Raw genomic sequence first — 25,116 nt, 5'->3', positions numbered from 1 at the left:
CCGCCTCGAAAGAGGCGGTTTTTTTGTGTCTGTCTTTTGAAAAGCAGATCAGCCCATCAGGTCCTTGATCATGCGTTCCTGTTCCATCAGCTCCCGTTGCCGGGCGTCGATCCGCGAAGACAGCGGGAAGTTGGTGCCGGCCTTGCGCTTGGCGAAGTCCAGTTGCTGGATGGCCTGACGGTAGTCGCCGACCAGTGCAAAGTACTCGGCGCGAGCCTGATGCAGGCCGATGATATTGCCTGAAAGACCTCGGGTTTCAGCCACCATGTACCAGACGTCCGGATCATCCGGACGGCTCTTGAGCAGGTTCTCCAAGGCTTTTTCCGCTTCGGGTGCACGGTTCTGCTTGAGCAACAAGTCGACACGTACCTGATTCAGAGGGTAGTTGCCCGGATACTGAGTCAGCATCCGGTCAACCCGGGTCTGAGCATCCGGCAGGCGGTTGTTGGTGATGTCCAGATCGATCTGAGCCAGGTTGTAGATGATCTCGTTCGGTGACTTGGCCAGCAGAAGCTTGAGGTTTTCCCGCGCTTCGTTGAGCTGGCCACCCTTGATTTGGGCGATCGCCAGGCCATAGCGTGCGACATCGTTTTTCGGGTTCTCATCCAGCTGCGCGCGAAAGCGTTTGGCGCCCAGTCCCGGGGTTTCTTCGTAGATCAGCTGGACCCGTGCGCGAATCAGCTGATAACGCATGGTGTCTTCGATGCCTCCCGACCTGGCCTGCTCGGCGCGGTTGCGGGTGTCGGCGATCCGCGATTCGGTGACCGGGTGAGTCAGCAGAAATTCCGGCGGCTTGGCATCAAAGCGGTATTGGCGCGCCAGCCGCTCGAACATGGTGGGCATCGAGCGTGGATCGTAACCGGCCTTTTCCAGGTTCAGGATACCGATGCGGTCGGCCTCCTGTTCGTTCTGGCGCGAAAAGCGTCGCTGTTCCTGAATCGCCGCCGCCTGCGTACCCGCAATGGCCGCGATCCCGGCATCGCCGGCACCGGCAGCGGCAATTACGATCCCGGCCAGCAGCGCGGCCATCATTGGTACCTGCATGCGCTGTTGCGCTTCGACGCCACGGGCAAAGTGGCGCTGCGACAAGTGAGCCAGTTCGTGAGCGAGTACCGAGGCGTATTCGCCCTCGGTCTGGGCATTGAGGAACAAACCACCGTTGACCCCGACAATCCCGCCCGGCGCCGCAAAGGCGTTGAGTTGCGGGCTGTTGATCAGGATGAATTCCAGTCGCCGGTCGTTGACCTGGCTGGTCTCTACCAGACGGTAGACGCTGGATTCGACGTAGTCTTTGAGCTGCGGGTCATTGAGCTGTGAAACCTGGCTACGCAGCAGCGCGAGCCAGGCGCGGCCCAACTGGTATTCCTGTTGCGGCGAGACAATGGCAGAACTGGCGTCGCCGAGTGACGGCAGGTCGTCGGCGAAGCCCGGTGAAGCGAGCAGGCAAGCGAGCGTCAGCAGGGTAGGGCGCAAAAAAGTCATGCACAAAGCCTTTGTCGACAAAGACCTTACTGTAGCCGGACAGCTCGCTTCGGACCAGATATTCTAAGCCGATCGACCACCTGACCCGGAGTGACGCAATGACCGACGCTGTAGCCCATGACGCCGAGCTGGACGCCAGCGGCCTGAATTGTCCGTTGCCGCTGCTCAAGGCCAAGCTGGAACTCAATCGCATGGCCAGCGGCGCGGTGCTTAAGGTGATCGCCACCGATGCTGGCTCGCAGCGCGACTTCCGCACCTTTGTCCGATTGGCCGGTCATACGCTGCTGCGTGAAGAAGATGAAATGGGCGTTTATCGCTATTGGTTGAAAAAAGCCTGAAGACTGCTGCGTTCGTTGCTAGGGATTATTGATGTTCAAGGTGTTACGCGACTGGATTCAGCGCTACTTTTCCGACGAAGAAGCCGTAGTGCTGGCGGTTTTGCTGTTTCTGGCGTTTACGGCCGTCCTGACGCTGGGCGGTATGCTCGCGCCAGTGCTGGCAGGGATGGTGCTGGCTTATCTGATGCAGGGACTGGTGGTGACCCTTGAACGCTTGCGCATGCCGGGCGGCGTGGCTGTGGGGTTGGTCTTTGCATTGTTCATGGGGGTATTGCTGGTATTCATCGTGGTCGTGGTGCCGTTGCTCTGGCATCAGCTGATCACATTGTTCAATGAACTGCCGGGCATGCTCGCCAAGTGGCAATCGCTGTTGTTGCTGCTGCCCGAGCGCTATCCGCATCTGGTCTCCGACGAACAGGTTCTGCAGGCCATTGAAGTGGCGCGGGGCGAAATCGGCAAGTTCGGTCAATGGGCGCTGACCTTCTCGCTGTCGAGTCTGCCGCTGTTGGTCAACATCATGATTTACCTGGTGTTGGTGCCGATTCTGGTGTTTTTCTTTCTCAAGGACCGGGAAATGATCGGTCAGTGGGTTCGCGGTTACTTGCCCCGCGAGCGCGCGCTGCTCACCCGCGTCGCCCACGAGATGAATCGGCAGATCGCTAACTACATCCGCGGCAAGGTCATCGAGATCTTCATCTGCGGTGGCGCGACCTACATCGGTTTCGTCGTTCTGGGGCTCAACTACGCGGCGCTGCTGGCGCTGTTGGTGGGGGTGTCGGTGGTGGTGCCTTATGTCGGGGCCGTGGTGGTGACCGTGCCGGTACTGCTGATTGCACTGTTCCAGTGGGGCTGGAGCGATCAGTTCATCTATTTGATGGCGGTCTACGGAATCATCCAGGTGCTGGACGGAAACGTACTGGTGCCGCTGCTGTTCTCCGAAGCGGTCAACCTGCATCCGGTGGCGATTATCTGTGCGGTGTTGTTGTTTGGCGGGTTATGGGGATTCTGGGGTGTGTTCTTTGCGATTCCCTTGGCGACCTTGTTCAAGGCAGTGCTGGATGCCTGGCCGAGAAAGGAGCCAGTGGTGGCGCCGCTGCTTTAGCGGCCAGCCCCGATTACTCGTTGAGGCTGATGGCCTCTTCGCGGGCAAGCCCGCTCCCACAGGATTGATGCGGCCCTGTGGGAGCGGGCTTGCTCGCGAAGGCGTCAAAACAGGCGCCAAATAATCAGGCCTTATTCAACGCCTGAGCCGCCGTCAAAACCGCCTCCACATGCCCCGGCACCTTCACTCCACGCCATTCCTGACGCAGTACACCCTCCTTATCAATCAGAAATGTGCTGCGATCAACGCCCATGTATTCCTTGCCATATAGCTTCTTCAGCTTGATCACGTCAAACAGCTGGCACAGCGCTTCTTCCTTGTCGCTGATCAGCTCGAAGTTGAAAGCTTGCTTGGCTTTGAAGTTTTCGTGAGATTTCAGGCTGTCACGCGACACGCCGAAGACTTCAGTGTCAGCCGCTTTAAAGGCGTCCAACTGATCGCGAAAGCCCTGGCCCTGGGTCGTGCAACCCGGCGTGCTGTCCTTCGGATAGAAGTAGATCACCACTTGCTTGCCTTTGAGATCCGCGAGACTGATGGTCTGTCCGCTGGTGGCGGGGGCTTCGAAGTCGGCAACCGGTTGGTCGATGGCAACGGCCATTAAAGCTTCCTTACATTGGGTTTTGTGGGCGCCACGGTTCGATCAGGGCATCCAGGTTCAGCGCGTCGGCGAAATCCAGGAACTGATCGCGCAACCAACTGATCTGCACGCCGGCCGGCAACGTCACGGTAAACGTGGCGTTGAGCATGGTGCCGCCGGTTTGCGGTGCCTGATAGGTGTCGCAGGTCAGGTTTTCCAGTTCGACGTTGTGGTCCGTGAAGAACTGGCAGAGCTCGTTGATGATGTCCGAGCGATAGGCCGAGCTGACATAGGCGACGTAGGGCAGGGCCTGAGGGCGGTTCTCCAGCGCCGCGCTACGCACCACGTTGACCGTGAAGGCGTGCTTCTTGGCGAGGCTCGGTAGGCTGCCTTCGAGGCGCGCCAAGGCGTCCCAGCTGCCGGAGATCTCAAGGATCAACGCACTGCACTCACCATGGCGGGTCAGGCGGGAGGTGACCACGGCGCAGCGGTTTTCATGGCTGGCACGGCACAGGACGTTAGTCAGCTCCATGGGGTTGGCGCCGAGGGCACTGATGACAAGGAATTGTTCGCGAACTGTGGGGGTGGACATGCAGCATTCCTAAAGCGATGAGCGGTCGATACTTTTACGGGCTTTTACTACCGGAGGCGAGCCTTCGGATGCGAACTCAGAAAACCCGGGCCGAAGGTTGCAACGTGCTCCATTAAGGCAAGAGCGAAGGGTGGCAACGCTGGATCGGGGCTTGTGATCCCGAAAAGGGAGGCTGAAACCCGGCGTACGAGCGTGTCAGTACCGATCAAAGTCTGAAGGGTAGCGAAAAGCAGCGCCAAGGGGAATGGCAGCAGCGCAGTACTTCGCTTGTACAAGCATCTTGGCGCCAGTACCATTACGGCTCTCTTTTTCCGGCAGGAGCGGTTGCATGATTGCGGGCAGTATGGTGGCACTGGTCACACCCATGGATGCACAGGGTCGTCTCGACTGGGACAGCCTGAGCAAACTGGTGGACTTTCACCTGCAAAATGGCACCCACGCCATCGTGGCGGTCGGAACGACAGGTGAATCGGCCACGCTAGACGTGAACGAGCACATCGAAGTGATTCGTTACGTGGTCAAGCAGGTGGCGGGGCGCATTCCGGTGATCGCCGGCACCGGCGCCAACTCGACGCGCGAAGCCATCGAGCTGACTACCAATGCGAAGACCGCCGGCGCCGACGCCTGCCTGCTGGTGACGCCGTATTACAACAAGCCGACCCAGGAAGGTTTGTACCAGCACTTCAAGGCCATCGCCGAGGCCGTCGACATCCCGCAAATCCTTTATAACGTGCCTGGCCGTACGGCCTGCGACATGCAGGCCGAGACCGTTATCCGTCTGTCGACAGTGAAAAACATCATCGGCATCAAGGAAGCCACCGGCGACCTCGATCGTGCAAAAGCCATCCTCGCCGGCGTCAGCAAAGACTTCCTGGTGATCTCCGGTGACGACGCCACCGCGGTCGAGCTGATTCTGCTGGGCGGCAAAGGCAATATCTCGGTGACCGCCAACGTTGCCCCGCGCGACATGGCCGACCTGTGCAACGCTGCCCTGAAAGGCGACGCCGTCACGGCTCGCGCGATTCATGAAAAGCTGATGCCGCTCAATAAAACCCTGTTTATCGAATCCAATCCTATCCCCGTGAAATGGGCACTGCATGAAATGGGCTTGATGCCGGACGGAATCCGTCTGCCGCTCACCTGGCTCAGCGCCGCCTGTCACGAACCGCTGCGACAGGCCATGCGCCAGTCCGGCGTCCTGGTTTAATTGAGGAAGCACTACGCATGAAGCGATTGGCCGGACTTTCCGCACTTGCCTTGATTATCTCCAGCACCAGTGGCTGTGGATGGGTCTGGGGCCCGGAAGGTTATTTCCGTGACCGTGGTAGCGATTACCTGGAAGCGCAACAGACTGCACCCATGCAATTGCCAACGGACGTCAGCACCGCCAAACGTCTGGACCCGTTGTTGCCGATTCCGCGCAACGTGGCCGATGACACCGTCAAGGGCGAATACATCGTGCCTCGTCCGCAGCCGTTGTCGGCGGGAGCAGACGCCAGCGCCTACACGCTGCAGAAGAGCGGTAATTCGAGTTCGATCCTGGCACAAAACCCGCCAGCCGAAGTCTGGCCAGTCGCTGTGCAGTTCTTCCAGGACAACGGTTTCCGTTTGGATGAACAGCGTCCGCAAACCGGCGAATTCACCACCATCTGGCAGCGTTCCGACGAACTGTCCGCAGCGATGGCCAAGCGCCTGAGCGCAGCCGGTGTCGGCGCTGACAGCGAAACCCGCGTGCGGGTGCGCATCGAGCCCGGCGTGCAGCGCAACACCAGTGAAGTCTATGTGGTCAGCGCCGAACGTCCTGCCGGCAGCACCGCCGATGTGGCCTTTACCAACCGTTCGGTCAACACCGGCCTGGACGCGGCACTGGTCGACGACATGCTCGCGAGCATGAGCCGCATCTCGGAGAAGGGCGGTTCGGTCTCGATGCTGGCTTCGCGTGATTTCGATACGCCAAGTCGCGTCAGCCTGAGCGAAGACGGTAGCGGCAACCCGGTTCTGAACCTCGGGAATGACCTGGATCGTGCCTGGTCGAGTGTCGGTCGTGCGCTGGAACAGGGCGAGTGGCGCGTTGAAGACATCAACCGTAGCCTGGGCCTTTACTACATCAACCTGTCTGAAAAAGCCGAGAAGAAAGACGAGAAGTCTGGCTTCTTCGGCAGTCTGTTCGGCAGTGCGCCGAGCAAGGAAGAAGTGGAAGCCCGCGCCGAGCGCTACCAGGTTCGCCTGAGCAAAGTCGGCGACAACGTTCAGGTCACCGTCGAGAAAAACATCAACACCGTGGCGCCGGCTGACGTGGCGCGTAAAGTGTTGAGCGTGATTCAGGACAACCTGGGCTGATCACATGCGTTTTGCCGTTCTCGGCAGCGGTAGCCGAGGGAACGGCACGCTGATAGCCAGCGCTGATACGTATGTGCTGGTGGATTGTGGTTTCTCCCTGCGGGAAACCGAAAAACGCCTATTGCGCCTGGGTGTCAACCCGGCGCAACTGAGCGCGATACTGGTGACCCACGAACATGCCGACCACGTGCATGGCGTGGGCTTGCTGTCTCGGCGCTACAATCTGCCTGTCTACCTCAGTCGCGGCACCCTGCGCGGAATGCGCAAACCGATTGAACCGGCTGGCCTTTTGGCCGCCGGCGAGCAACTGCAGGTCGGCGCACTGAGCATCGGCGTCATTGCCGTGGCCCACGATGCGCAGGAGCCGACGCAATATGTATTCAGTGATGGTGAGCGGCGCTTCGGCCTGTTGACGGATCTGGGCTCGTATTGCAACAAGGTATTGGACGGCTATCGTGACCTCGATGCGTTGATGATCGAGGCCAACCATTGCCGTGACATGCTGGCTCGCGGTCACTACCCGTACTTTCTCAAGCAGCGGGTAGGCGGTGAGCTGGGACATTTGAACAACCATCAGGCGGCATTCCTGGTGGCCGAGTTAGGCTGGCAAGGCCTGCAACACCTGGTCCTGGCCCATCTGAGCAGCAAGAACAACCTGCCGCAGCTGGCCCGGCAATGTTTTGTCGACACCCTCGGGTGCGACCCGGACTGGCTGCAACTGGCCGATCAAGATTCAGGGCTCGACTGGCGACACATCGCCTAGCCCACCTACTTAGCAAGCGGAGCCCATCATGGAAAAACGTGAAGAACTCTACCGCGGCAAAGCCAAATCGGTTTTCAAGACCGACGACGCTGACCGCTTGATCCTGCTGTTTCGCAACGACACCTCGGCGTTCGACGGCAAGCGCATCGAGCAGCTCGACCGCAAAGGCATGGTGAACAACAAGTTCAACGCCTTCATCATGCAGAAACTCGAAGCCGCCGGCGTGCCGACCCAGTTCGACAAACTGCTGGGCGACAACGAATGCCTGGTGAAAAAACTCGACATGATCCCGGTCGAATGCGTCGTGCGTAACTACGCGGCCGGCAGCCTGGTCAAGCGCCTTGGCGTCGAAGAAGGCATGAAGCTCAACCCTTACACCTTCGAACTGTTCCTGAAGGACGACGCCAAGGGCGACCCGTTCATCAACGAATCCCATGTTGTTGCCTTCGGTTGGGGCACCGCCGAGCAACTGGTTCGCATGAAAGAACTGTCGCTCAAGGTCAACGAAGTCCTGAGCAGACTGTTCGACGACGCCGGCCTGCTGCTGGTCGACTTCAAACTCGAATTCGGCGTGTTCTCCGACGGCTCCATCGTCCTGGGCGACGAGTTCAGCCCGGACGGCTGCCGTCTGTGGGACAAAGCGACCGGCAAGAAAATGGACAAGGATCGCTTCCGTCAGGGACTCGGTGACGTCATCGAAGCCTATGAAGAAGTCGCCAATCGTCTGGGCGTACCGCTTTAATCGACGCAAGCATCTGATAGCACGGAAAAATTTCGCTTAGGGGGTTCGCTTCCGGCGAAAGTGTTGTTATGATGCGCGCCGTTGGAGAGATGCCAGAGTGGCCGAATGGGACGGATTCGAAATCCGTTGTACCTTCACCGGTACCTAGGGTTCGAATCCCTATCTCTCCGCCATTACACAGAAAAAGCCCCGTAGCTGAATAAGCTACGGGGCTTTTTCGTTTCTGTAGATTTTTTAGGGCATTTTTAGGGGCGCCTACAAGTAAGTACCAGGCGTCGGTTTTCACCGGTGGCCACCTCGTCAACACCTTGTGTACATCATCCACAACTGCCTTGCTCATGGCGGTCAAATGATGTGCTGCCCAAGCATGTCTATCGGTGTCCTTGGCGTAAGCCGCATCGGCAGTCAGCAGCTTGGCCAGGTACAGAAGGTCAGATGCTTGCGCCAAAGCAATCCCGACAGGTACGCCGGGATTTACGCGAAACAACAGCTGGTTGGAGCAATAGTGGAACGGAGTTAGGCCAATGGTCGTCAGCTCGGGTTTATCGCCCATTTTCCACCCCCTTCAATGAGGCAGCAGGTGAGGTGGAGCGGTGAGGTTTATACGACTTGGAATTGCATTGAGGAGAACTTCACGGCGAGTCAGTCGGCTGGGTGCGGCTCTAAAAAGGTGGTGAAGCTGCTCAATCAGAGCAGCTTCGTATTAGCCCGCCAATCTTACGGCTGGGAGTGACCCAGTTTCCTCTTGATCAGATCGTAGACATCCCTGTGGGTGGAGTTGTGCAGGGTCTTGTCCTTACAGGCCGATGCCAGGAATGTTTTGACCTCTTCCTTTGCATGAGGGTAAAGGCCTGCGACGTAGTCGGCTTCATGGGCCTGGGTGCAGTTGAAGTGTTTGTCGTCTTTCGCTTTATCTCTAGCCATTGCAAAGGCTCCTTTTGAGTTTGCATGATTGTTGATGGACAGGGCCATTCGCCCCGCACGTTGCAGAGCTTAGGGGCTGAGCAGCTGGCCGCCAGTGGCTTGGACAAATCAGGAAAGGGATGTCAGACGAAGCTGCAGTTTGCCTCTGCACTAAACGAAAAAAGCCCATCGCTAAACCCACCGCGCAGCGGCTGGACCTGTAAGGCACCCAGCCTTCCGTTTGTTTGTGAGAATCGGCGTCGTTCTCGCGTAAGAAAAATAAGCCTGTTCACAGGAAAAATTACTTGGCCGAGTAGCTCGAATTACCGCCCTCCAAATCCATTGGCAGCCCCGGGATTCAAAGGATTTTCCGTTGAAATATCCCCTGACACTGCGAAGGCTCGCCGCCCCAAAACCTCATCTATTCTGGTTTCGCATGTCACTGATCTGCCGTTATCAGCCATCGCAAGGAGCGATCAATGTACTTCGAGATTTACAGGCAAACCCGTGGCACCCCCCATACTGGCAAAGGTCAATGGCGGTGGCGTTTGAGGGCGGGGAACAACGAAACGATTGCCAGCGGCGAGGCATATGTCAACAAGGCGGATTGCGTGCATGCCATCAGCCTGATCAGGGGCACCCACGATCAAACGCCGATGAAGGAAATCCAGGCTTGAAACCGTGAAGCTGTTCAATCAGAGCAGCTTCGTTTTCAAGCGCGCAAGCGCTTTGAGGCAGCCCCGTGAGCAAGACAACTCTGTGATATATGTACGACCTATGCGCCAACCTCAAGGAGCCACGTCATGCCTCACCTGCACATGGAATACACCGCCAACTTGCCCGGGCTGAATGCCGATGTGGCGCAGCAGCGAGGCCAGGCTGAAACTCAGCGGGATGTCCCCACGAATCGCCGACAGCAAAGGGCCGACCGCCGCCATGGACGGGCGCAGGTTCAGGGCGACGAGAATGATGCTGACCATCAACCACAGGGCAGGGTGGGAAATTGCGCGAACGTTCTCCATTGATTGGACCTTGAATGACCAGGACCCGATTAGGCGCGCGAGGGCTGGAACCCGCAAATCAGAAAGTCCGGCGCAGGATCTAGAAATTAAATACTCTGGAGCAACAGAGAACCCCTGTGGGAGCGAGCTTGCTCGCGATAGCGGTCTAACATTCAAAAGGCAGGGTGACTGACCTGTCGCTATCGCGAGCAAGCTCGCTCCCACATGGGCATTTATTGTCTGGTAGATCATGTTCATAAGCGGTCATTGAATGTTTAGCCAATTCACACCCAAAGTTCATCAAATCCGGATTTAACGGCTTATCCCGCCATGTGACGCTGCTGCTCATCTGTTTACTGCGGTCTTTTCTATGGACGGTTGTCCAGTCGCACTTCCTTCCGAACTTGCCTTTTGGGCGCTGTGGCATTGCCGTCACGCGCGCCCGCCGGATTCCTGCCTTTCCCGTTGATTGTTCTTACAGGTCCCGCGCTGTGCGCAGGGATCAAACCGGCAGCGCGTGCGTTTGCCTGACGCGGAAAAACGAGAATTCCTATGAGTTGTGCCACGACATCCTTCGCCACGAAGCAAGAAGCGCTGACCTTTCTTGAACAGAATCCGGATATCGAGATGTTCGAGTTGTTCATCCTCGACAACAACGGCGTACCACGGGGCAAGTTGTTGCATCGCGATGAACTGCTGGCGGTATACGAGAGCGGTCGGCCCCTACCGAGCACCATTCTGGGCCTGACCATCAACGGCGATGATGTGGAAAACTCCGGGCTGGTGTGGGACGTGGGCGATATCGATTGCCGGGCCTACCCGATCAGCGGAAGTTTGACGCGCATGCCGTGGCGATTGATTCCGACGGCGGCGGTGCAGGTCAGCATGCACCCGAAGGAGGGCATGCCGGCGACCATCGCCGACCCGCGCCATTTGTTGGCGAAGGTGATTGAAGGCTTGCAGGCGGACGGTTATTACCCGGTGATGGCGGCGGAACTGGAGTTCTACCTGCTGGATCAGCAGCGCGACAGCAATGGTCGGCCACAACCGGCGCGAGACGTTGATGGCGGACGTCCGCGTGGCACTCAGGTCTACGGCTTGCGCGAACTCGAGCAGATCGAGCCGTTCCTTGCCGACCTGTACAGCGCCTGCAAACTCCAGGGCATTCCGGCGCGCACTGCGATCTCCGAATATGCGCCGGGACAAGTGGAAATTACCCTTGAGCATCGCACCGACGCTTTGCAGGCGATGGATGAAGCCGTGCGCTACAAACGTCTGGTCAAGGGCGTGGCGCACAAACACGGGATGACCGCGTGCTTCATGGCCAAACCTTTCGATGACCTGGCCGGCACTGGCATGCATATGCATGTCAGCCTTGCGGACAAGGACGGTAATAACCTGTTCGCCAGCGAAGCCACGGACGGTACGCCGCTGCTTAAACAGGCGGTTGGCGGCATGCTCAGCACCTTGCTCGATTCGTTGCTGCTGTTCTGTCCGAACGCCAACTCCTACCGTCGTTTCCAGACCAACAGCTACGCGCCGCTGGCCGCCACTTGGGGCGTGGACAATCGCACCGTGAGTTTACGCGTGCCGGGCGGGCCGGCGTTCTCGCGGCACATCGAACATCGCATTTGCGGCGCCGACGCCAATCCGTATCTGGCGGCTGCGGCGATTCTGGCCGGCATCCATCGCGGCATTCGTGAACAACTGGACCCGGGGGCGCCGGTTGAAGGTAATGGTTACGCCCAGGCCACGGAACTCTTGCCCACCGACTGGCTGACCACTTTGCGCGCGCTAGAAGGTTCGACTTGGGCGCGGGAGGCCTTTGGTGGAGAGTTTCTCGGCGTTTACCTTGCCGTCAAACGTGCCGAGTATCGCCAGTTCATGGGCGAAGTGGGTGAGCAGGATTGGCGCTGGTACCTGAATCACGCCTGAACCATTCTCAAATACAACTTAAGTTATAACTCAGTCCCATAAGCCAACTAATCGTTGGCTTCTTTTTCACAAAAAATTGATGGTTGGATGCCTAAAGTTAGTGCTGTCGCGGTAAATGAAATTTTCACATTTATCGACAGCACTTCTTTTCAGGAACAGCCGATCATCATGTTGAAGTTTAAAGCCGTGCGCCCGGAGTGGGTGACGTTGTTTGCCAGTGCCTTTCTATTGGCGGGCTTCAATTCAGCGCTCTGGCAACACCTGTTTGAAATCACTGCGGCCGACGGTAAAGGGGTCGCCATACGTGTGGCTTTCGGCTTGATGATTCTGGCGGTCTTCAACCTGGTGCTGACGCTGCTGGCGTTCCGGCCCGTTATGAAACCTGTGCTCACGCTTATCTTTATGATCAGCGCGGGTGTTGCGTACTTTATGAGTCAATACGGTGTTTTAATTGATGCCGGCATGTTGCGTAATTTTGCCGAAACCAATGTCACAGAAGTGCGTGGCTTACTCTCCGCAAAGTTGATTGTTTATATTGTGTTGCTCGGTGTTTTGCCCTCGTGGCTATTGTGGAAGGTGCCAGTTAATTACCGTCGCTGGCATCGTGAGTTATTAAGTAAGATTTTGGTGAGTGTTGCGTCGGTTACCGTCATTGGTGGTGTCGCGCTGGTTAACTATCAGGGCCTGTCCTCGCTGTTTCGCAATCACCATGAATTGCGCTTGATGGTGGTTCCGAGCAACTACATGGGTGCCTCATTCAGCTACCTGCGCGAGCAGGTCGCTTCGGCTCAACAACCCTTCGTCAAAATTGGAGAGGACGCCGAGAGAAATCCAGCCTGGCAAACTCATCGCCGCAAATCCCTGACCGTATTGGTCGTGGGTGAAAGTGCCCGGGCGGAGAACTTTGGTGTGCTGGGGTACGACCGTGACACCACGCCAAAGCTGGACAAGGAAGCGGGCCTGATCGCGTTCACCGATGTGCATTCCTGCGGCACGGAAACCGCCGTCTCGGTGCCGTGCATGTTTTCCAACATGGGCCGTAAAGACTACAACGCGAGCAAGGCAAAGAATGAAGAAGGCCTGCTGGATGTGCTCAAACGGGCAGGGCTGGACGTCATCTGGCGCGATAACCAGTCGGGCTGCAAAGGCACTTGCGACCGGGTCACCCTGGATGATGTCAGCAACATGAAAGACCCGGTGCTCTGCGCCAACAGCGAATGCCGCGATGAAATTCTCCTGCAAGGTTTGCAACACTTCATCGACACCCTGGATAAAGACACCGTGCTGGTTTTGCACCAGATGGGCAGTCACGGTCCGGAGTACTTCAAGCGCTACCCGAAAGAATACGAACGCTTTACCCCGGTTTGTGAAAGCAATGCGCTGAACAATTGCAGTCGCGAAAGTATCGTCAATGGTTACGACAACACACTGGTGTACACCGATCATGTGCTATCGACCCTGATCGACCTGCTGCGCAGCAACCAGGACAAAGTCGATACAGCGATGCTGTATCTGTCGGACCACGGCGAGTCCCTGGGTGAATACAACCTGTTCCTTCACGGCACGCCTTACATGATGGCGCCGGATCAGCAAAAGCATGTAGCCATGCTGGCCTGGTTCTCCGACAGCTATCAGAAGTCGTTCTCGGTAGACACCCATTGCCTGCAACTGAGCCGGGAAAAGCCGTTGAGCCAGGACAACCTGTTCCATTCGATGCTCGGTTTGCTGGAAGTCAACAGCAAGGTCTACAACCAGGATCTGGATATGTTTGCCGGCTGCCGCGGTGCGGTGATTGACGGTGTATTGGCCAAAGAGTGACGGCCACGACCTTTTTTTCACGTAGCGGTCGTTAACCTGCGGCCCGGTAGATTTTTTCTGAAAGAGCCCTCTTACATGTCCGCGCAACCCCCTTCCGCCATCGAGCTTGAGTTCGCCCGACGCCACGATCAGGAACACGCCCGCGTCTGTCAGCGGCCGCGTCCGCGTGGTTTCATCGGGCGCCTGGCGTTCTGGCGTGACGAGCAACTGGTGCGCAACGCACTCAAGGTGGCCGGCGAGCCGGGACTGATTCTTGACGTCGCTTGCGGAGCCGGGCGCTTCTGGCCGGTATTGGCCGAGCATGCGAATCGGGTGATTCTGGCGTCCGACCCGTCTCAGGAAATGCTCGATCACGCGCCGACTCACCACTCGCAACAGTTGCTGAAACGGGTCAAGACCTTTCAAAGCTCGGCATTCGCCATCGGTTTGTCGGCGAATGCGGTGGACTGCATTTTCTGCATGCAACTGTTTCAGCACATCGCCAGTCCCGAGCATCGGTTGGCCATGCTGGGCGAATTCCACCGGGTCAGCCGCGATACGGTGATTGTGGCGGTGCGGATCGATACCGGTTTCAAGCGACGGCGGCCGGATACACATGGATTTAAGGCCCGACCGCTGGCCAGTAAGGCCGAAGTGGAAGACGAGTTCAGGCAGGCGGGTTTTCGCTTGCTCAGCCACCAGGACTTCCTGCCCGGTTGCGTGCGAATGCGCGTCTATGTGTTGCGCAAGGCCAGCTAACCTCCCTCCGTCAGACAATTCTTGCCAACAAGCAGGTGTTTTCGCTAAAGCTCTTGTTCAGTGGAGGCGCGGAAATCGCCGGGGGCGATATATACTGCGCGCCATTCTTCAAGGGAGAGCCGTGTGGCCATCGATATTCACTGGATTCGCGACAACGATAGCCTCGGCCGGTTTTGCGCCGAGTGGCAGCAGCTGCCCTACGTTGCCCTCGACACCGAATTCATGCGGGTCGACACCTTTTATCCGATCGCGGGCCTGCTACAGATCGGCGATGGCGTACGCGCTTACCTGATTGATCCTTTGACCATCGACAACTGGCAACCCTTGGCTGCACTGCTGGAAAACCCGGTCGTGGTCAAAGTCTTGCATGCGTGCAGCGAAGACCTCGAAGTGTTGCTGCGCCTGACCGGCAGCCTGCCGGCGCCATTGTTTGATACGCAACTGGCCGCCGCGTACCTGAATCTCGGTTTCTCCATGGGGTATTCGCGGCTGGTGCAGGAAGTGCTCGGCATCGACCTGCCCAAGGGCGAGACCCGTTCCGACTGGCTCCAACGCCCGCTGTCCGACACTCAGATCAGCTATGCCGCCGAAGACGCCCTGCACCTCGCGGAAGTTTTCGTACAGCTTCGTCCAAAACTGTCTGACGACAAATACGCCTGGGTCCTGGAAGACGGCGCCGAGCTGGTGGCCAACCTGCGTCGAGAAGTTGATCCGTACGAGGTCTATCGCGAAGCCAAACTGGCCTGGAAGCTCTCCCGCGCTCAACTCGCCGTGCTGCGTGAACTTTGCGCCTGGCGCGAACGCGAAGCCCGCGCCCGTGACCTGCCGCGCAATCGCATCGTCCGTGAGCATTCGTTGTGGCCGCTGGCGCGCACGCAACCGGACAACCTCGGCGCGTTGGCGAAAATTGAAGACATGCACCCGCGTACCGTACGTCAGGACGGCGAATTTCTGCTTGATCTGATCAAGCGCTCTGGCAGTGTGTCGCCTGATCAATGGCCGCCTGCTGTGCCCGAGCCGTTGCCGGTGGATGCTGCGGCGCTGATCAAACAGTTGCGTGCACTCGGTCAGGCCGAAGCCGAGCGACTGAACGTTGCGCCGGAGCTGATGCTGCGCAAGAAAACCCTGGAAGCACTGCTCAAGAGCGGCTTCCCCAACGGTCCTTACCAACTGCCTGATTCGCTGCGTGGCTGGCGCCGCGAATTGATGGGCCAGGCGCTGCTCGACAGCCTGGCCACTGCCGGAGAACAGCCTTGAAACGTATTTGCTCCATCTATCGAAGCCTGAAGAAAAACGAGATGTATCTCTATGTGCTCAAAAGCGATGCACTGGAGCGCGTCCCGGACAGTCTGATGGCTGCTTTCGGCAAACCGCACCACGCCTTTGACCTGGTGTTGACCCCCGAGCGCAAGCTGTCGCGCGAGGACATCACCGTGGTGCTGGAAAACCTCGACAAGCAGGGTTACCACCTGCAAATGCCGCCGGCCGAAGACGAATACATCGAACATTTGCCGGAAGAATTGTTGCGACGCAACGATCCGATGTGATTGGCAGACAGGCTCTGTTCAGAGCCTGCGTGAAACACTGGAATGATTTTGGCGATGGCCGCGATGAGGGAGCAATCCTCCGTCGGCGGCCGTCTGCACTGCTTTTGAAAGGTTTGAACCATGCGCGTTCTGATTGCTGAACACGACCACCCTGTATATGCCCAACTGCTGCGCCAGGCCGCGCCTGATCTGGAAGTGCTGACCAGCGGCGACTCCGCCGAACTGGCCCGCCAGGCCGCCGATTGTCCGATCTGGCTGGGCCAGCCGGACCTCCTCGCCACCCTCCTGCGTCAGGGCCACCAACCGCATTGGCTGCAATCGACCTGGGCGGGCATCACGCCGCTGTTGGCCGACGGCCTGCCACGCCACTATCGCTTGACCCGCGCGGTGGGGATTTTCGGTCAGGTCATGGCTGAGTACGTGCTGACCTACATGCTCGGCCACGAGCGCGAAGTGTTGCCACGCCTGGTCAGTCAGGTCGAGCGCAAATGGGATAGCCGCCAGGGCCAAAGCCTGGCGGGGCGCAAGGTGCTGATCGTCGGCACCGGTGACATCGGTCAGACCGTCGCCCGATTTCTGCTGCCGTTTGGCGTCGAGTTGTATGGCATTGCCAGCGAAGCCCGGGAGCAGGCACCGTTTGTCGAAGTGGGCGCGCTGGCGGATTTGCCGCGCTTGGTCGGTGAAGTGGATTACGTGATCAATCTGCTGCCGAACACCCCGACGACCCACGATCTGTACGATGCGGCGCTGTTCAAGCAGTTCAAGCCGACCGGGTTGTTCATCAACGTTGGGCGCGGCGTGGCGGTGGTCGATGCGGATCTGGTGGAGGCGTTGAAGGAAGGGCATCTGGCAGGTGCCGTGATCGACGTCTGCCGTCAGGAACCATTGCCGCAACGTCATCCGTTCTGGACGGCCTGGGGCTTGTTGCTGACCGGCCACAGTTCAGCGCCGACTTCGCCGGCGATGATGGTGAAGCTGTTTGTCGAGAATTTGCGGGCGTATCAGGCGGGCGAGGCGTTGCGCGGGGAAGTGGATTTCAATCGCGGCTACTGAACCCACCGCTCACTTGAATATTGTGCAAAACCTGTGGGAGCGGGCTTGCTCGCGAAGGCGGTGTGTCAGTCACCATTTGAATTGACTGACACTCCGCCTTCGCGAGCAAGCCCGCTCCCACATTGTTTTTGCGGTGTGGCTTAGAGGGTGAAATCGCCTTCGGCAGCCAACTCGCTCAACGGACGACGCGGGCTCGGCTCTTCACGTGCTTGCAGGTAGTCCGCCAGCGTTGCTTTATCGCCCAATTTGCCCACCGCAACCGCCGCGTGCAGCGCGTAACCTTCAGGGATGTTCAGCTCCTTGCGAGTCAGTTCCTGATCGAAACCAGCCATGCCATGGGTGTGCCAGCCGCTGATGCTCGCTTGCAACGCCAGATGGCCCCAGGCCGAACCGGTGTCGAAGGTGTGCCACAGGGCCGGGGTTTCTTCGGTGGCGCCAGGTGCCGTGAACGTGGTTTTCGAGATTACGATCACCAGCGCCGAGGCATGTTGCGCCCAGCTACGGTTGAATTCGTTCAACAATCCCAGGTAACGCTCCCAGTTCGGTGTATCGCGGCGCGCATAGAGAAACCGCCAAGGTTGCGAGTTGTAGGCGGATGGCGCCCAGCGTGCGGCTTCGAAAAAGCTCAGCAAGGTTTCTTCGGGAATGGCTTCGCCGGTGAAGGCGCGAGGCGACCAGCGATCGGTGAATTGAGGGTGGATGGCGTAGTCGGCAACGCGTGGGTTGGCACTCATCAACAGATTCCTTGCGACATTTGAATGTGAGGGGGCGATGCGAAACCCTACTGGGCGGCGCAATAACTGACAAGTCCCATTCTACCGGCAGTCGCCAATGCTTGGCCCGCGAGGCTCTGCGCACTAGACTGGCGGCCTTTTCACCACCTGATGTTGATGCTTGAGCCATGGCCGCCAAAGTCGAACCGTTCTGGATACGAAAAACCCTCGATCAACTCGATCAGGAGGAATGGGAATCGCTGTGCGACGGTTGTGGTCTGTGCTGCCTGCAAAAGCTCGAGGATGAAGAGGACAACAGCGTTTACTACACGCGCATCGCCTGCAAGTTGCTCGACCTGAAAACCTGCCAGTGCAGCGATTACCCTAACCGTCGTGAATTCGTGCCGGACTGCATTCAGCTCACACCCGGCAAGGCCGATGAATTCAAATGGCTGCCGCCGACCTGCGGTTATCGCTTGGTCAGCGAGGGCAAGGACTTGCCACTTTGGCATCATCTGGTGTGCGGTGATCGCGATGCCGTGCATCACGAACGCATTTCCCAGTCCGGGCGCATGCTCGCCGAAGGCAGCGTGGCCGAAGACGATTGGGAAGACCATCTGATTTTCCGCGCAGGTTAGTTCTACAAAGGAGTGTGTATGGCTGGGGGATTGCGGCGGGCGTTGGCCGTGGGGCTGCTGGCCCTGAGTTCGTCCGTGTGGGCGGCGAAGAAGGTCGATCTGGATTACCACGTGCGCCTGTTGCCGCAAAGCGACCAGGCTGAAGTGCGTCTGACCCTGGCCCAGGGATCGGCGGTGCGCAGCCTGGATTTCGACCTTGGCGACGGCAGTCGCTACAGCGACTTCAAGGCCGACGGCCAGTGGCAACTCACGCCGGGCAAACAGGCCCGGGGAGTCTGGCGCCCGGCCGCAGACAAAGCCAGCCTGACCTACCGCGTACGTATCAGCGATGGCCGCAAGAATGGCAGCTTGAACACGCGCATGACGCCGACCTGGGCGTTGGTGCGCGGTGACGATCTGGTGCCCGCCGCCAGACTCGATCAGCAGGATGGCACCGAGCTGGTTTCACGCCTTGAGTTCGAATTGCCCACCGGCTGGAAAAGCGTCGAAACCGCATGGCCGCGAATCGGCAAGAACAAGTTCCGCATCGATAACATCTCCCGCCTGTTCGACCGGCCTACCGGCTGGATGCTTGCCGGCCACCTCGGCAGCCGTCGCACCCGACTGGGGGAAACCGAAGTCACCGTCGCCTCGCCGCAGGGGCAGGGCATGCGCCGCATGGACGTGCTGACGCTGCTGACGTTCGTCTGGCCGCAAGTGCAGGCCGTATTTCCCCGTCATCCCGCCAAATTGCTGATCATCGGCGCCAACGACCCGATGTGGCGGGGCAGCCTGTCGGCGCGTGAGTCGATCTACCTGAACACGCGGTTACCGCTGGTCAGCGAAAGCGGCAGCAGCGCGCTGGTACGTGAATTGGTCCAAGTGTTTGGGCGGGTCAATGACAAGCAGCGCAGTGACTGGATCAGCGAAGGCCTTGGCGAGTATTACGCCATTGAGTTAGTGCGTCGCGCCGGCGGAATGAGTGACGAGCGGTATGACAGTCTGCATGGCAAGTTGGTCAAGGACAGCCAGAAGGTCACCACACTGCGAGACGAGCAGGTCAACCCGGCGCAGGTCGCCAAAGCGGTGTTGTTGCTACAGGAACTGGATCGCGAGATTCGCCTGAAGACGCGCAACAAGCGTTCACTGGATGATGTGATGCGTGGGGCAATGCAGTTGGAGAGTGTGGATACCAAGGAATTCGTTCAGCTGGCCGAGAGTGTAATTGGCGAGTCTTCCAAGGTTCTTGATACCGGGTTACTTCAGTAATACCGCCTTCGCGAGCAAGCCCGCTCCCACAGGTTTTGTGTCGTTCATGACATGTGTGAACGACACAAAACCTGTGGGAGCGGGCTTGCTCGCGAAGAGGCCATAAGCCTCAACGACTATTCCGGATCAAACCCCGGCTTTCGGCGATTGCAAAGAATCATTGCCCGTCACTGTAGCCGTATTGGTCGCCGCCTCGGCATTTGCCTTTAACCGACCCAACTCTTCCCCGGCACGCTCGATTTTCGCCCGTACGTTATTCATGTCCTGACGGCTTTTCTCCAGCAGGCTTTTGGCCGAACAGTGGCCGGTAATGCCTCGGGCCAGCGCCACGCCGCCGATGGCCACCTGGACCAATCCGAATAGACCGCCGCGACGCAGGCCTTTGCCAACCATCACCAAGCCGCCGGCGAGGGAGCCGGCGCGTTCCCAGCCGTGGACGTTCTGTCCGGAATGAGTCTGGAACGGGGTGGATTCGATGCGCTCTACGTGTTTGAGTTCGCTCATGATCTGTCTCCTGGCTGGATGACTGCTTCAACGGCAGGTAATTAAGCTGACTGCCGAGGCGGACGGCTTGTTCCATCGGATGTGTGTCGGTTCAGCGGAATTTCGGACCGGAGCGGGTGTTGAGGCCCTTGGCCATGCGGTCGTAGAGCACGACGTTGACCGTCGCCGCGAGGTTCATGCAGCCGGTGGTCGGGATGTAGACCACGTCTTCGCACCAGTCGCGAATCTCTTTATCCAGCGAGCCGTCTTCCGGGCCGAAGATGTACAGCGCGCGATCCGGGTGGGTGTATTCCGGCAGCGAACGGGCACCCTCGACCAGCTCCACGGCCACCGGGACGCAGCCCAGCGGCAGGATCTTTTTCAGGTCGTCGATGCCGATCAGCGGAATGTCGTAATGGACGCGCTTGGTGTCGGTGACGAAGTCGGCGGCGCGTTCATAACGCTTGCCGGTGTAGAACACGGACGCCACGTTGTAGCAGCCAGCGGCGCGCATGACCGAGCCGACATTTTCCGGTGATTTGGGGTTGTACAAACCAATGCAGCTGTACCGTTTGTCTGCCACGAGCGGGGTGCCTTCCGGGGAAAAAACGGCGATTATACGGGGATTGGGGGAGGGGTGTTCGGTTTGGAGATTGGTGGTGTTCAGTCGATCGCTATCGCGAGCAAGCTCGCTCCCACAGGATTTTCGGTGAATGCAGTATTTGTGATCGCCGCTAATCAACTGTGGGAGCGAGCTTGCTCGTGATGAGGCCTGATCAGTCGCTGAAGATTACTCTTCTTTCTTCATCAACCCCGCCAACGCCGCAAACGGGTTATGCGTCGCTTTGGCGATTTTCGGCGTGCTCAACGAGCCCTCACCGAAATATTGCTGATCGGTGTACCGCGAGTGCTCATTGTCATGGCAATAAAGGCACAACAGCTCCCAGTTCGAACCATCCTGCGGGTTGTTGTCGTGGTTATGGTCGCGGTGGTGCACGGTCAGTTCGCTCAGGCGCTTACCGGAAAATTCACGGGCGCAGCGACCGCACACGTGCGGGTACATTTTCAGGGCCTTGTCGCGGTAACCCATTTCCTTGTCGCGCTGGTTGTCGGCGAGGATGCGGTCCAGCTTCGAAGTGTTGGTTGGCGTTGACGAACTCATGGGTTCACCTTTGTAAAAGACTAATGACGGTTATGAACGAAGTTTAGCTCAGCCCTTGAGCTTCTCGGCAATCCAGATGGTGTGGCGGGTGCCCTTGTTGCCGTGGGCGAAGACCTGGACTTCCTCGGCCTTGAAGCCAGCCTTTTTCAGTTTGTCGGAAAACTGCTTGTCGGCGCTGGCCGACCAGACAGCCAGCACGCCTTTCGGCCGCAAGGCCTTGGCGCAGGCGCTCAGGCCACCAGCGGAATAGAGCCAGCTGTTGGCCCGCTGGGTAAGGCCTTCGGGGCCGTTGTCGACGTCGAGCATGATGGCATCGAAACCTTGGGGTTCGGCTTGCAGCACCTTGGCCACGTCTTCCATGCGTATCACCGTGCGCTGATCGAGCAACGGGTTGCCGGCTTTTTCGCCCAATGGCCCGCGATTCCACTCGACCACGCCGGGCACCAGTTCGGCGACCACGACTTCTGCGGTCTTGCCCAAATGCTTGAGGGCCGAAGCGAGGGTGAAACCCATGCCCAGGCCTCCGATCAACACCCGCGAATTCGGCCGGCCAGCAACTTTACGACACGGGATCTCGGCCAACGCATCTTCGGAGCCATGCATGCGCGTGTTCATCAGCTGTCCGCCGTCGCCACCCTGAATCTTGATGACGAAATCCTCGCCGTACTCGAACAGGCACAGGGCACCGCCGTTTTCAGGAATGGGAGCGGTGTCGAGCAGAACGAAACGTTTCATGGAGCTCTCTTGAGAAGAATGGAGTATTGGGGAAGGCAAACGAACGCAGTTGGGAGTAGCCTGCAACCAGACCACAAGGCCAACGGAGCCATTGATGAAGCGCACCATTCTAACGGTCATTGCCTTGGCCGCGCTCTCGATAACTGCAGGGCAGGCCCAGGAGCTGCAAACGATTCCGACCAGCCCGGCGCCGCTGCCCGGTTCGCCCGGCACCGCGACGCCGACGCCGTATCCGCAGATCACCCCAAGCAGCGTGCCCAGGGCTGGCGCTGGCAGTGGTGGGCCGCCGCTGCTGCCGCCGATCGAAGTGCCCAGCCCGCCCAGGGACCAGCCCTTGCCAGGCCTTGAGCAGAACAGCACGAAGATCAAGTCCCCGGGCGGTTAAACCAGTGCGGTTAAACCTGCTGTGAAAGCAGTTGACCGTCGGCCATGCGCAAGCGTTTGGACAGGGATACGGCCAGGGCGCGAATGATCTTGGCGGCGATTTTCGGCGCGTCGTTGAGCATCTTTTCCAGCGAATCCTTGCCCAGGTTCAGCAACTGGCAATTGCTCGCCGCCACGCAACTGGCGGAACGTCGTTCGCCATCGAGCACGGCCATTTCGCCGAACGCCCGACCGCTGCGCAGCGTGGCCATTGTGACCAGTTGCCCGTCGCCGTTAGTTTTCTGCACCGCGACCTGGCCGGTGTGAATGATGCACATGAAGCTGCCGGCATCGCCCTCGTGGAAGATTTCTTCGCCTTCGACCACCGTGCTGATGCTGAAGTAGCCGGAGGCGGCAGCGAAGTCCGCCGGCAGCAGTTGATCGAACAGGCCGCAGTCCATCAGCCAGTCGCGGATTTCGTTGTTCAACAGGGTCGGTTCTGACATGTCGTCACGGTCTTTTGTTGTGGTTTGTTGCTGATCCCGGCCTTTGGACTCACAGTTAATACCCTGTGGGAGCGAGCTTGCTCGCGATGAGGTCATCACATTCGATACTGATGTTGAATGTGCCAACGCTATCGCGAGCAAGCTCGCTCCCACAGGAGGTGTGTGTTGTATTGAGCCCGGCGTCTGGGTTTAAGACCTGAACGCCAGGCCAAGTTCCTCAGGCAATGCCCCAAACCTTGAAAACAAATGCGTATTCGAGAGCTACGTCACGCAATCCTTGATATCGACCACTCATCCCGCCATGCCCGGCACCCAGTTCAGTCTTGAGCAGCAGCGGATTGTTGTCGGTTTTGGTCGCGCGCAACTTCGCCACCCACTTCGCCGCTTCCCAATACTGCACACGGCTGTCGTTGTAGCCGGCGATCACCAGTGTTGCCGGATACGCTTGCGCGGTGACGTTTTCGTACGGGGCGTAGGCCTTGATCCGATCATAAACGTCCGGCTCTTCAGGATTGCCCCACTCGTCGTATTCCGTGACGGTCAGAGGCAGGTCAGGGTCGAGCATGGTGTTCAACACGTCGACGAACGGCACTTCGGCAATCGCCGCACCGAACAACTCCGGACGCTTGTTGAGCACCGCGCCAATCAACAAGCCGCCAGCACTGCCGCCACTGATCGCCAGTTGCGTTGAAGTGGTGAAGCCGTTGGCAATCAGGTGCTCGGCGCAGGCGATGAAGTCGCTGAAGGTGTTGTGCTTGTGAGCCTGTTTGCCGGCTCGATACCAGGCTTCACCCAGTTCACCGCCGCCACGCACGTGCGCGATGGCAAACGCCACGCCACGATCCAGCAGACTCAAGCGCGCGTGGGAGAACCACGGGTCGAGGCTTTCGCCGTACGCGCCGTAGCCGTACAGATAAAGTGGCGTTGGCTTACCGAGGGCTTCGCGTTTGACGACAAGGCTGATGGGCACTTGCGTACCGTCAGGTGCTGTCGCCCAAAGGCGCTGGCTGACGTAGGCATCGGCGTCGAACGGGCCGAGCACCGGGGTTTCCTTCAATACTTTCTGTTCGCCGCTGATCAGGTCCAGTTGGCGGATCTGCGCCGGACGGTTCAACGCTTCGTAACGCAAACGAATCCGGTCACTGACGAACTCCAGGCTGTTTTGCACATGCAGGCTGTAAGCCGCGTCCGGCAATTGCACGCGGTAGCTCGGCAGGTCTTGCGGGTGGACTTCGATGATGGGCAAGCCGCCGACCCGCAGGCTGAGGGTCATGGCCCCGGCGTTAAGGCTCATGCCGTCGAGCATCGTGGTATCGCTGTGGGGAATCAGGTTCTGCCAGTCGGCTTCGGTCGGCGCAACGCCGGTATCGACGGCGGTGTACAAGGCAAAGTTGATGCCGTCGCGGTTGGTGCGAATGAACCAGGTCCATTGGCCATCCAGTGCGCCGTGATCGACGTCGTACTCATGGTCTTCGATCCTTGGCGCGATGCAGGTAAACGCCTGTTGCGGCTGGAACGCATCGAGCACCCAGACTTCGCTGGTGGTCTTGCTGCCCAGGGCCAGCAGCAATTGCTGTTCCGAACTCGAGCGGTAGCAATGCATGAAGAAGCGGCCATCCGGCTCATGGAACACTTCTTCGGCGGCGGTGCCGTCCAGCCGATAGCGGAACAGTTTGTGCGGGCGGTGAGTGTCGTCCAGTTCGCCGAAGAACAGCGTCAGGCTGTCGTTGGCCCAGGTCATGCTGCCGTCGCAGTCGGCGAATTCCAGTTCGCTGACGCGCCCGCTGGATAATTCCTTCACGAACAGCGTGTAAATCTCATCGCCGGTGGAGTCGATGCTGTAGGCCAGGCGCTGGTGATCCGGGCTGATGCTGAACGCGCCGAGGGAAAAGAAGCCGCCTTTTGCCAGTTCGTTCGGGTCCAGCAGCAGCTGTTCCTGGCTTTCGTCGAGTCGCAGGCTGTCGTCGACCGGGCGCGGGCAGCGGTAGTGACGGGCGTATTCGTCACCGGCGGTGGTGCGCGTGTAATACAGATACGGGCCCCACGGGGAGGGTAGCGACAGGTCGGTTTCGAGAATTCGCCCCTTGATCTCTTCGAACAGGGTTGCGCGCAGCCCGGCCTGATCGGCGGTTTGCGCCTCTTGATAGCGGTTTTCAGCCTTGAGGTAATCGAGCACCGCGTCGGTGTCGCGTTCCTGCAGCCAGGCATACGGGTCAGAACCTTCAGCCTTGCGGGCAATCGGGGCGCTGGTGATGTTGGCGGATACGGGCATGAAGGGCTCTCGAACAATGTACGGAATAGAGGGTTTCGCAGGGGGCAAGAAAAATCCTGATGCCT

The 25,116-nt window shown here is 58.9% G+C and carries 27 protein-coding genes, 1 tRNA gene and 2 pseudogenes; 17 read left to right on the top strand and 13 right to left on the bottom strand.

Annotation, left to right across the window (positions count from 1 at the left end):
* Nucleotides 1–48: 48 nt before the first annotated feature.
* On the bottom strand, nt 49–1,482 hold the full coding sequence (locus tag ACYZT9_RS20370; RefSeq protein ID WP_462007133.1) for a M48 family metalloprotease: 1,434 nt from the start codon (nt 1,480–1,482) through the stop codon (nt 49–51).
* 98 nt (nt 1,483–1,580) lie between these two features.
* Here ACYZT9_RS20370 and ACYZT9_RS20365 point away from each other — a divergent pair, with 98 nt between their 5' ends.
* A complete protein-coding gene (locus tag ACYZT9_RS20365) occupies nt 1,581–1,820 on the top strand; it encodes a sulfurtransferase TusA family protein (RefSeq protein ID WP_462007132.1) in 240 nt (79 codons plus the stop codon).
* 31 nt (nt 1,821–1,851) lie between these two features.
* A complete protein-coding gene (locus ACYZT9_RS20360) occupies nt 1,852–2,922 on the top strand; it encodes an AI-2E family transporter (protein ID WP_462007131.1) in 1,071 nt (356 codons plus the stop codon).
* Nucleotides 2,923–3,046: 124 nt separating this feature from the next.
* Here ACYZT9_RS20360 and ACYZT9_RS20355 read toward each other — a convergent pair whose 3' ends face one another.
* Complete coding sequence (locus tag ACYZT9_RS20355) at nt 3,047–3,520, bottom strand: peroxiredoxin (RefSeq protein WP_462007130.1); 474 nt, start codon at nt 3,518–3,520, stop codon at nt 3,047–3,049.
* Nucleotides 3,521–3,530: 10 nt separating this feature from the next.
* Nucleotides 3,531–4,091, bottom strand: coding sequence for a glycine cleavage system transcriptional repressor (locus ACYZT9_RS20350; protein WP_462007129.1), 561 nt, complete (start codon nt 4,089–4,091; stop codon nt 3,531–3,533).
* A 328-nt stretch (nt 4,092–4,419) separates the two neighbouring features.
* Between ACYZT9_RS20350 and dapA the strand changes: the two genes are divergently transcribed.
* The 5 genes from dapA (at nt 4,420) to ACYZT9_RS20325 (ending at nt 8,109) form a co-directional block, all read left to right on the top strand.
* Nucleotides 4,420–5,298, top strand: a complete 879-nt coding sequence (dapA, locus tag ACYZT9_RS20345) for a 4-hydroxy-tetrahydrodipicolinate synthase (protein ID WP_461951454.1) — start codon at nt 4,420–4,422, stop codon at nt 5,296–5,298.
* A 17-nt stretch (nt 5,299–5,315) separates the two neighbouring features.
* Entirely contained in the window at nt 5,316–6,431 is a 1,116-nt protein-coding gene (gene bamC, locus ACYZT9_RS20340) for an outer membrane protein assembly factor BamC (RefSeq protein ID WP_462007128.1), read from the top strand.
* Nucleotides 6,432–6,435: 4 nt separating this feature from the next.
* The gene (locus ACYZT9_RS20335; protein ID WP_462007127.1) at nt 6,436–7,194 is read left to right on the top strand and encodes an MBL fold metallo-hydrolase; all 759 of its coding nucleotides are present in this window, start codon (nt 6,436–6,438) and stop codon (nt 7,192–7,194) included.
* 28 nt (nt 7,195–7,222) lie between these two features.
* Nucleotides 7,223–7,936: a phosphoribosylaminoimidazolesuccinocarboxamide synthase gene (purC, locus tag ACYZT9_RS20330; protein WP_462007126.1), complete on the top strand. Its 714-nt coding sequence runs from the start codon at nt 7,223–7,225 to the stop codon at nt 7,934–7,936.
* An 83-nt stretch (nt 7,937–8,019) separates the two neighbouring features.
* Nucleotides 8,020–8,109, top strand: a tRNA-Ser gene (locus ACYZT9_RS20325).
* 116 nt (nt 8,110–8,225) lie between these two features.
* Here ACYZT9_RS20325 and ACYZT9_RS20320 read toward each other — a convergent pair.
* Nucleotides 8,226–8,489: pseudogene (locus tag ACYZT9_RS20320) on the bottom strand (DUF3077 domain-containing protein); the annotation flags it as partial.
* 164 nt (nt 8,490–8,653) lie between these two features.
* Nucleotides 8,654–8,860, bottom strand: a complete 207-nt coding sequence (locus ACYZT9_RS20315) for a hypothetical protein (RefSeq protein ID WP_462007125.1) — start codon at nt 8,858–8,860, stop codon at nt 8,654–8,656.
* Nucleotides 8,861–9,318: 458 nt separating this feature from the next.
* Between ACYZT9_RS20315 and ACYZT9_RS20310 the strand changes: the two genes are divergently transcribed.
* Nucleotides 9,319–9,516 carry a YegP family protein gene (locus ACYZT9_RS20310; protein ID WP_462007124.1) on the top strand — a complete coding sequence of 66 codons (198 nt, stop codon included), beginning with the start codon at nt 9,319–9,321 and terminating at the stop codon, nt 9,514–9,516.
* Between the two features lie 186 nt (nt 9,517–9,702).
* Here ACYZT9_RS20310 and ACYZT9_RS20305 read toward each other — a convergent pair.
* A pseudogene (locus tag ACYZT9_RS20305) lies at nt 9,703–9,861 on the bottom strand (MFS transporter); the annotation flags it as partial.
* Between the two features lie 531 nt (nt 9,862–10,392).
* Here ACYZT9_RS20305 and ACYZT9_RS20300 point away from each other — a divergent pair.
* From ACYZT9_RS20300 to ACYZT9_RS20275, 6 genes are all read left to right on the top strand, one after another.
* Nucleotides 10,393–11,775, top strand: coding sequence for a glutamine synthetase family protein (locus tag ACYZT9_RS20300; protein ID WP_462007123.1), 1,383 nt, complete (start codon nt 10,393–10,395; stop codon nt 11,773–11,775).
* 168 nt (nt 11,776–11,943) lie between these two features.
* Nucleotides 11,944–13,593, top strand: a complete 1,650-nt coding sequence (locus ACYZT9_RS20295) for a phosphoethanolamine transferase (protein ID WP_462007122.1) — start codon at nt 11,944–11,946, stop codon at nt 13,591–13,593.
* A 75-nt stretch (nt 13,594–13,668) separates the two neighbouring features.
* Nucleotides 13,669–14,331: a class I SAM-dependent methyltransferase gene (locus ACYZT9_RS20290; protein ID WP_462007121.1), complete on the top strand. Its 663-nt coding sequence runs from the start codon at nt 13,669–13,671 to the stop codon at nt 14,329–14,331.
* 123 nt (nt 14,332–14,454) lie between these two features.
* The gene (gene rnd, locus ACYZT9_RS20285) at nt 14,455–15,588 is read left to right on the top strand and encodes a ribonuclease D (protein ID WP_462007120.1); all 1,134 of its coding nucleotides are present in this window, start codon (nt 14,455–14,457) and stop codon (nt 15,586–15,588) included.
* Complete coding sequence (locus ACYZT9_RS20280) at nt 15,585–15,878, top strand: YcgL domain-containing protein (RefSeq protein ID WP_462007119.1); 294 nt, start codon at nt 15,585–15,587, stop codon at nt 15,876–15,878. Before rnd ends, ACYZT9_RS20280 begins: the two co-directional genes overlap by 4 nt.
* 120 nt (nt 15,879–15,998) lie before the next feature.
* Complete coding sequence (locus ACYZT9_RS20275; RefSeq protein ID WP_462007118.1) at nt 15,999–16,931, top strand: D-2-hydroxyacid dehydrogenase; 933 nt, start codon at nt 15,999–16,001, stop codon at nt 16,929–16,931.
* Between the two features lie 140 nt (nt 16,932–17,071).
* Here the strand turns inward: ACYZT9_RS20275 and ACYZT9_RS20270 are convergent, their stop codons facing one another.
* Complete coding sequence (locus ACYZT9_RS20270) at nt 17,072–17,665, bottom strand: nitroreductase family protein (RefSeq protein WP_462007117.1); 594 nt, start codon at nt 17,663–17,665, stop codon at nt 17,072–17,074.
* Nucleotides 17,666–17,832: 167 nt separating this feature from the next.
* Here ACYZT9_RS20270 and ACYZT9_RS20265 point away from each other — a divergent pair, with 167 nt between their 5' ends.
* On the top strand, nt 17,833–18,282 hold the full coding sequence (locus ACYZT9_RS20265) for a YcgN family cysteine cluster protein (RefSeq protein ID WP_462007116.1): 450 nt from the start codon (nt 17,833–17,835) through the stop codon (nt 18,280–18,282).
* A gap of 18 nt (nt 18,283–18,300) precedes the next feature.
* Nucleotides 18,301–19,530 carry a hypothetical protein gene (locus ACYZT9_RS20260; RefSeq protein WP_462007115.1) on the top strand — a complete coding sequence of 410 codons (1,230 nt, stop codon included), beginning with the start codon at nt 18,301–18,303 and terminating at the stop codon, nt 19,528–19,530.
* A gap of 126 nt (nt 19,531–19,656) precedes the next feature.
* Here the strand turns inward: ACYZT9_RS20260 and ACYZT9_RS20255 are convergent, their stop codons facing one another.
* From ACYZT9_RS20255 to ACYZT9_RS20240, 4 genes are all read right to left on the bottom strand, one after another.
* The gene (locus ACYZT9_RS20255; protein WP_462007114.1) at nt 19,657–20,034 is read right to left on the bottom strand and encodes a YgaP family membrane protein; all 378 of its coding nucleotides are present in this window, start codon (nt 20,032–20,034) and stop codon (nt 19,657–19,659) included.
* A gap of 91 nt (nt 20,035–20,125) precedes the next feature.
* The gene (locus ACYZT9_RS20250; RefSeq protein ID WP_462007113.1) at nt 20,126–20,596 is read right to left on the bottom strand and encodes an RNA methyltransferase; all 471 of its coding nucleotides are present in this window, start codon (nt 20,594–20,596) and stop codon (nt 20,126–20,128) included.
* 207 nt (nt 20,597–20,803) lie between these two features.
* On the bottom strand, nt 20,804–21,175 hold the full coding sequence (locus tag ACYZT9_RS20245) for a YajD family HNH nuclease (protein ID WP_053156205.1): 372 nt from the start codon (nt 21,173–21,175) through the stop codon (nt 20,804–20,806).
* A gap of 48 nt (nt 21,176–21,223) precedes the next feature.
* Entirely contained in the window at nt 21,224–21,910 is a 687-nt protein-coding gene (locus ACYZT9_RS20240) for a spermidine synthase (protein ID WP_017336998.1), read from the bottom strand.
* Between the two features lie 94 nt (nt 21,911–22,004).
* Here ACYZT9_RS20240 and ACYZT9_RS20235 point away from each other — a divergent pair, with 94 nt between their 5' ends.
* Nucleotides 22,005–22,295 carry a hypothetical protein gene (locus ACYZT9_RS20235; protein ID WP_462007112.1) on the top strand — a complete coding sequence of 97 codons (291 nt, stop codon included), beginning with the start codon at nt 22,005–22,007 and terminating at the stop codon, nt 22,293–22,295.
* A gap of 10 nt (nt 22,296–22,305) precedes the next feature.
* Here ACYZT9_RS20235 and ACYZT9_RS20230 read toward each other — a convergent pair whose 3' ends face one another.
* Together ACYZT9_RS20230 and ACYZT9_RS20225 are read right to left on the bottom strand one after the other, a co-directional pair.
* Nucleotides 22,306–22,779, bottom strand: a complete 474-nt coding sequence (locus tag ACYZT9_RS20230; protein WP_462007111.1) for a cyclic nucleotide-binding domain-containing protein — start codon at nt 22,777–22,779, stop codon at nt 22,306–22,308.
* A gap of 217 nt (nt 22,780–22,996) precedes the next feature.
* The gene (locus ACYZT9_RS20225) at nt 22,997–25,051 is read right to left on the bottom strand and encodes a S9 family peptidase (protein ID WP_462007110.1); all 2,055 of its coding nucleotides are present in this window, start codon (nt 25,049–25,051) and stop codon (nt 22,997–22,999) included.
* Nucleotides 25,052–25,116: the final 65 nt, after the last annotated feature.

This window comes from Pseudomonas sp. ZT5P21, from assembly GCF_054897785.1.
The sequence above is the reverse complement of the archived record's forward strand: the minus strand, read 5'-3'. Positions and strand labels throughout refer to the sequence as shown.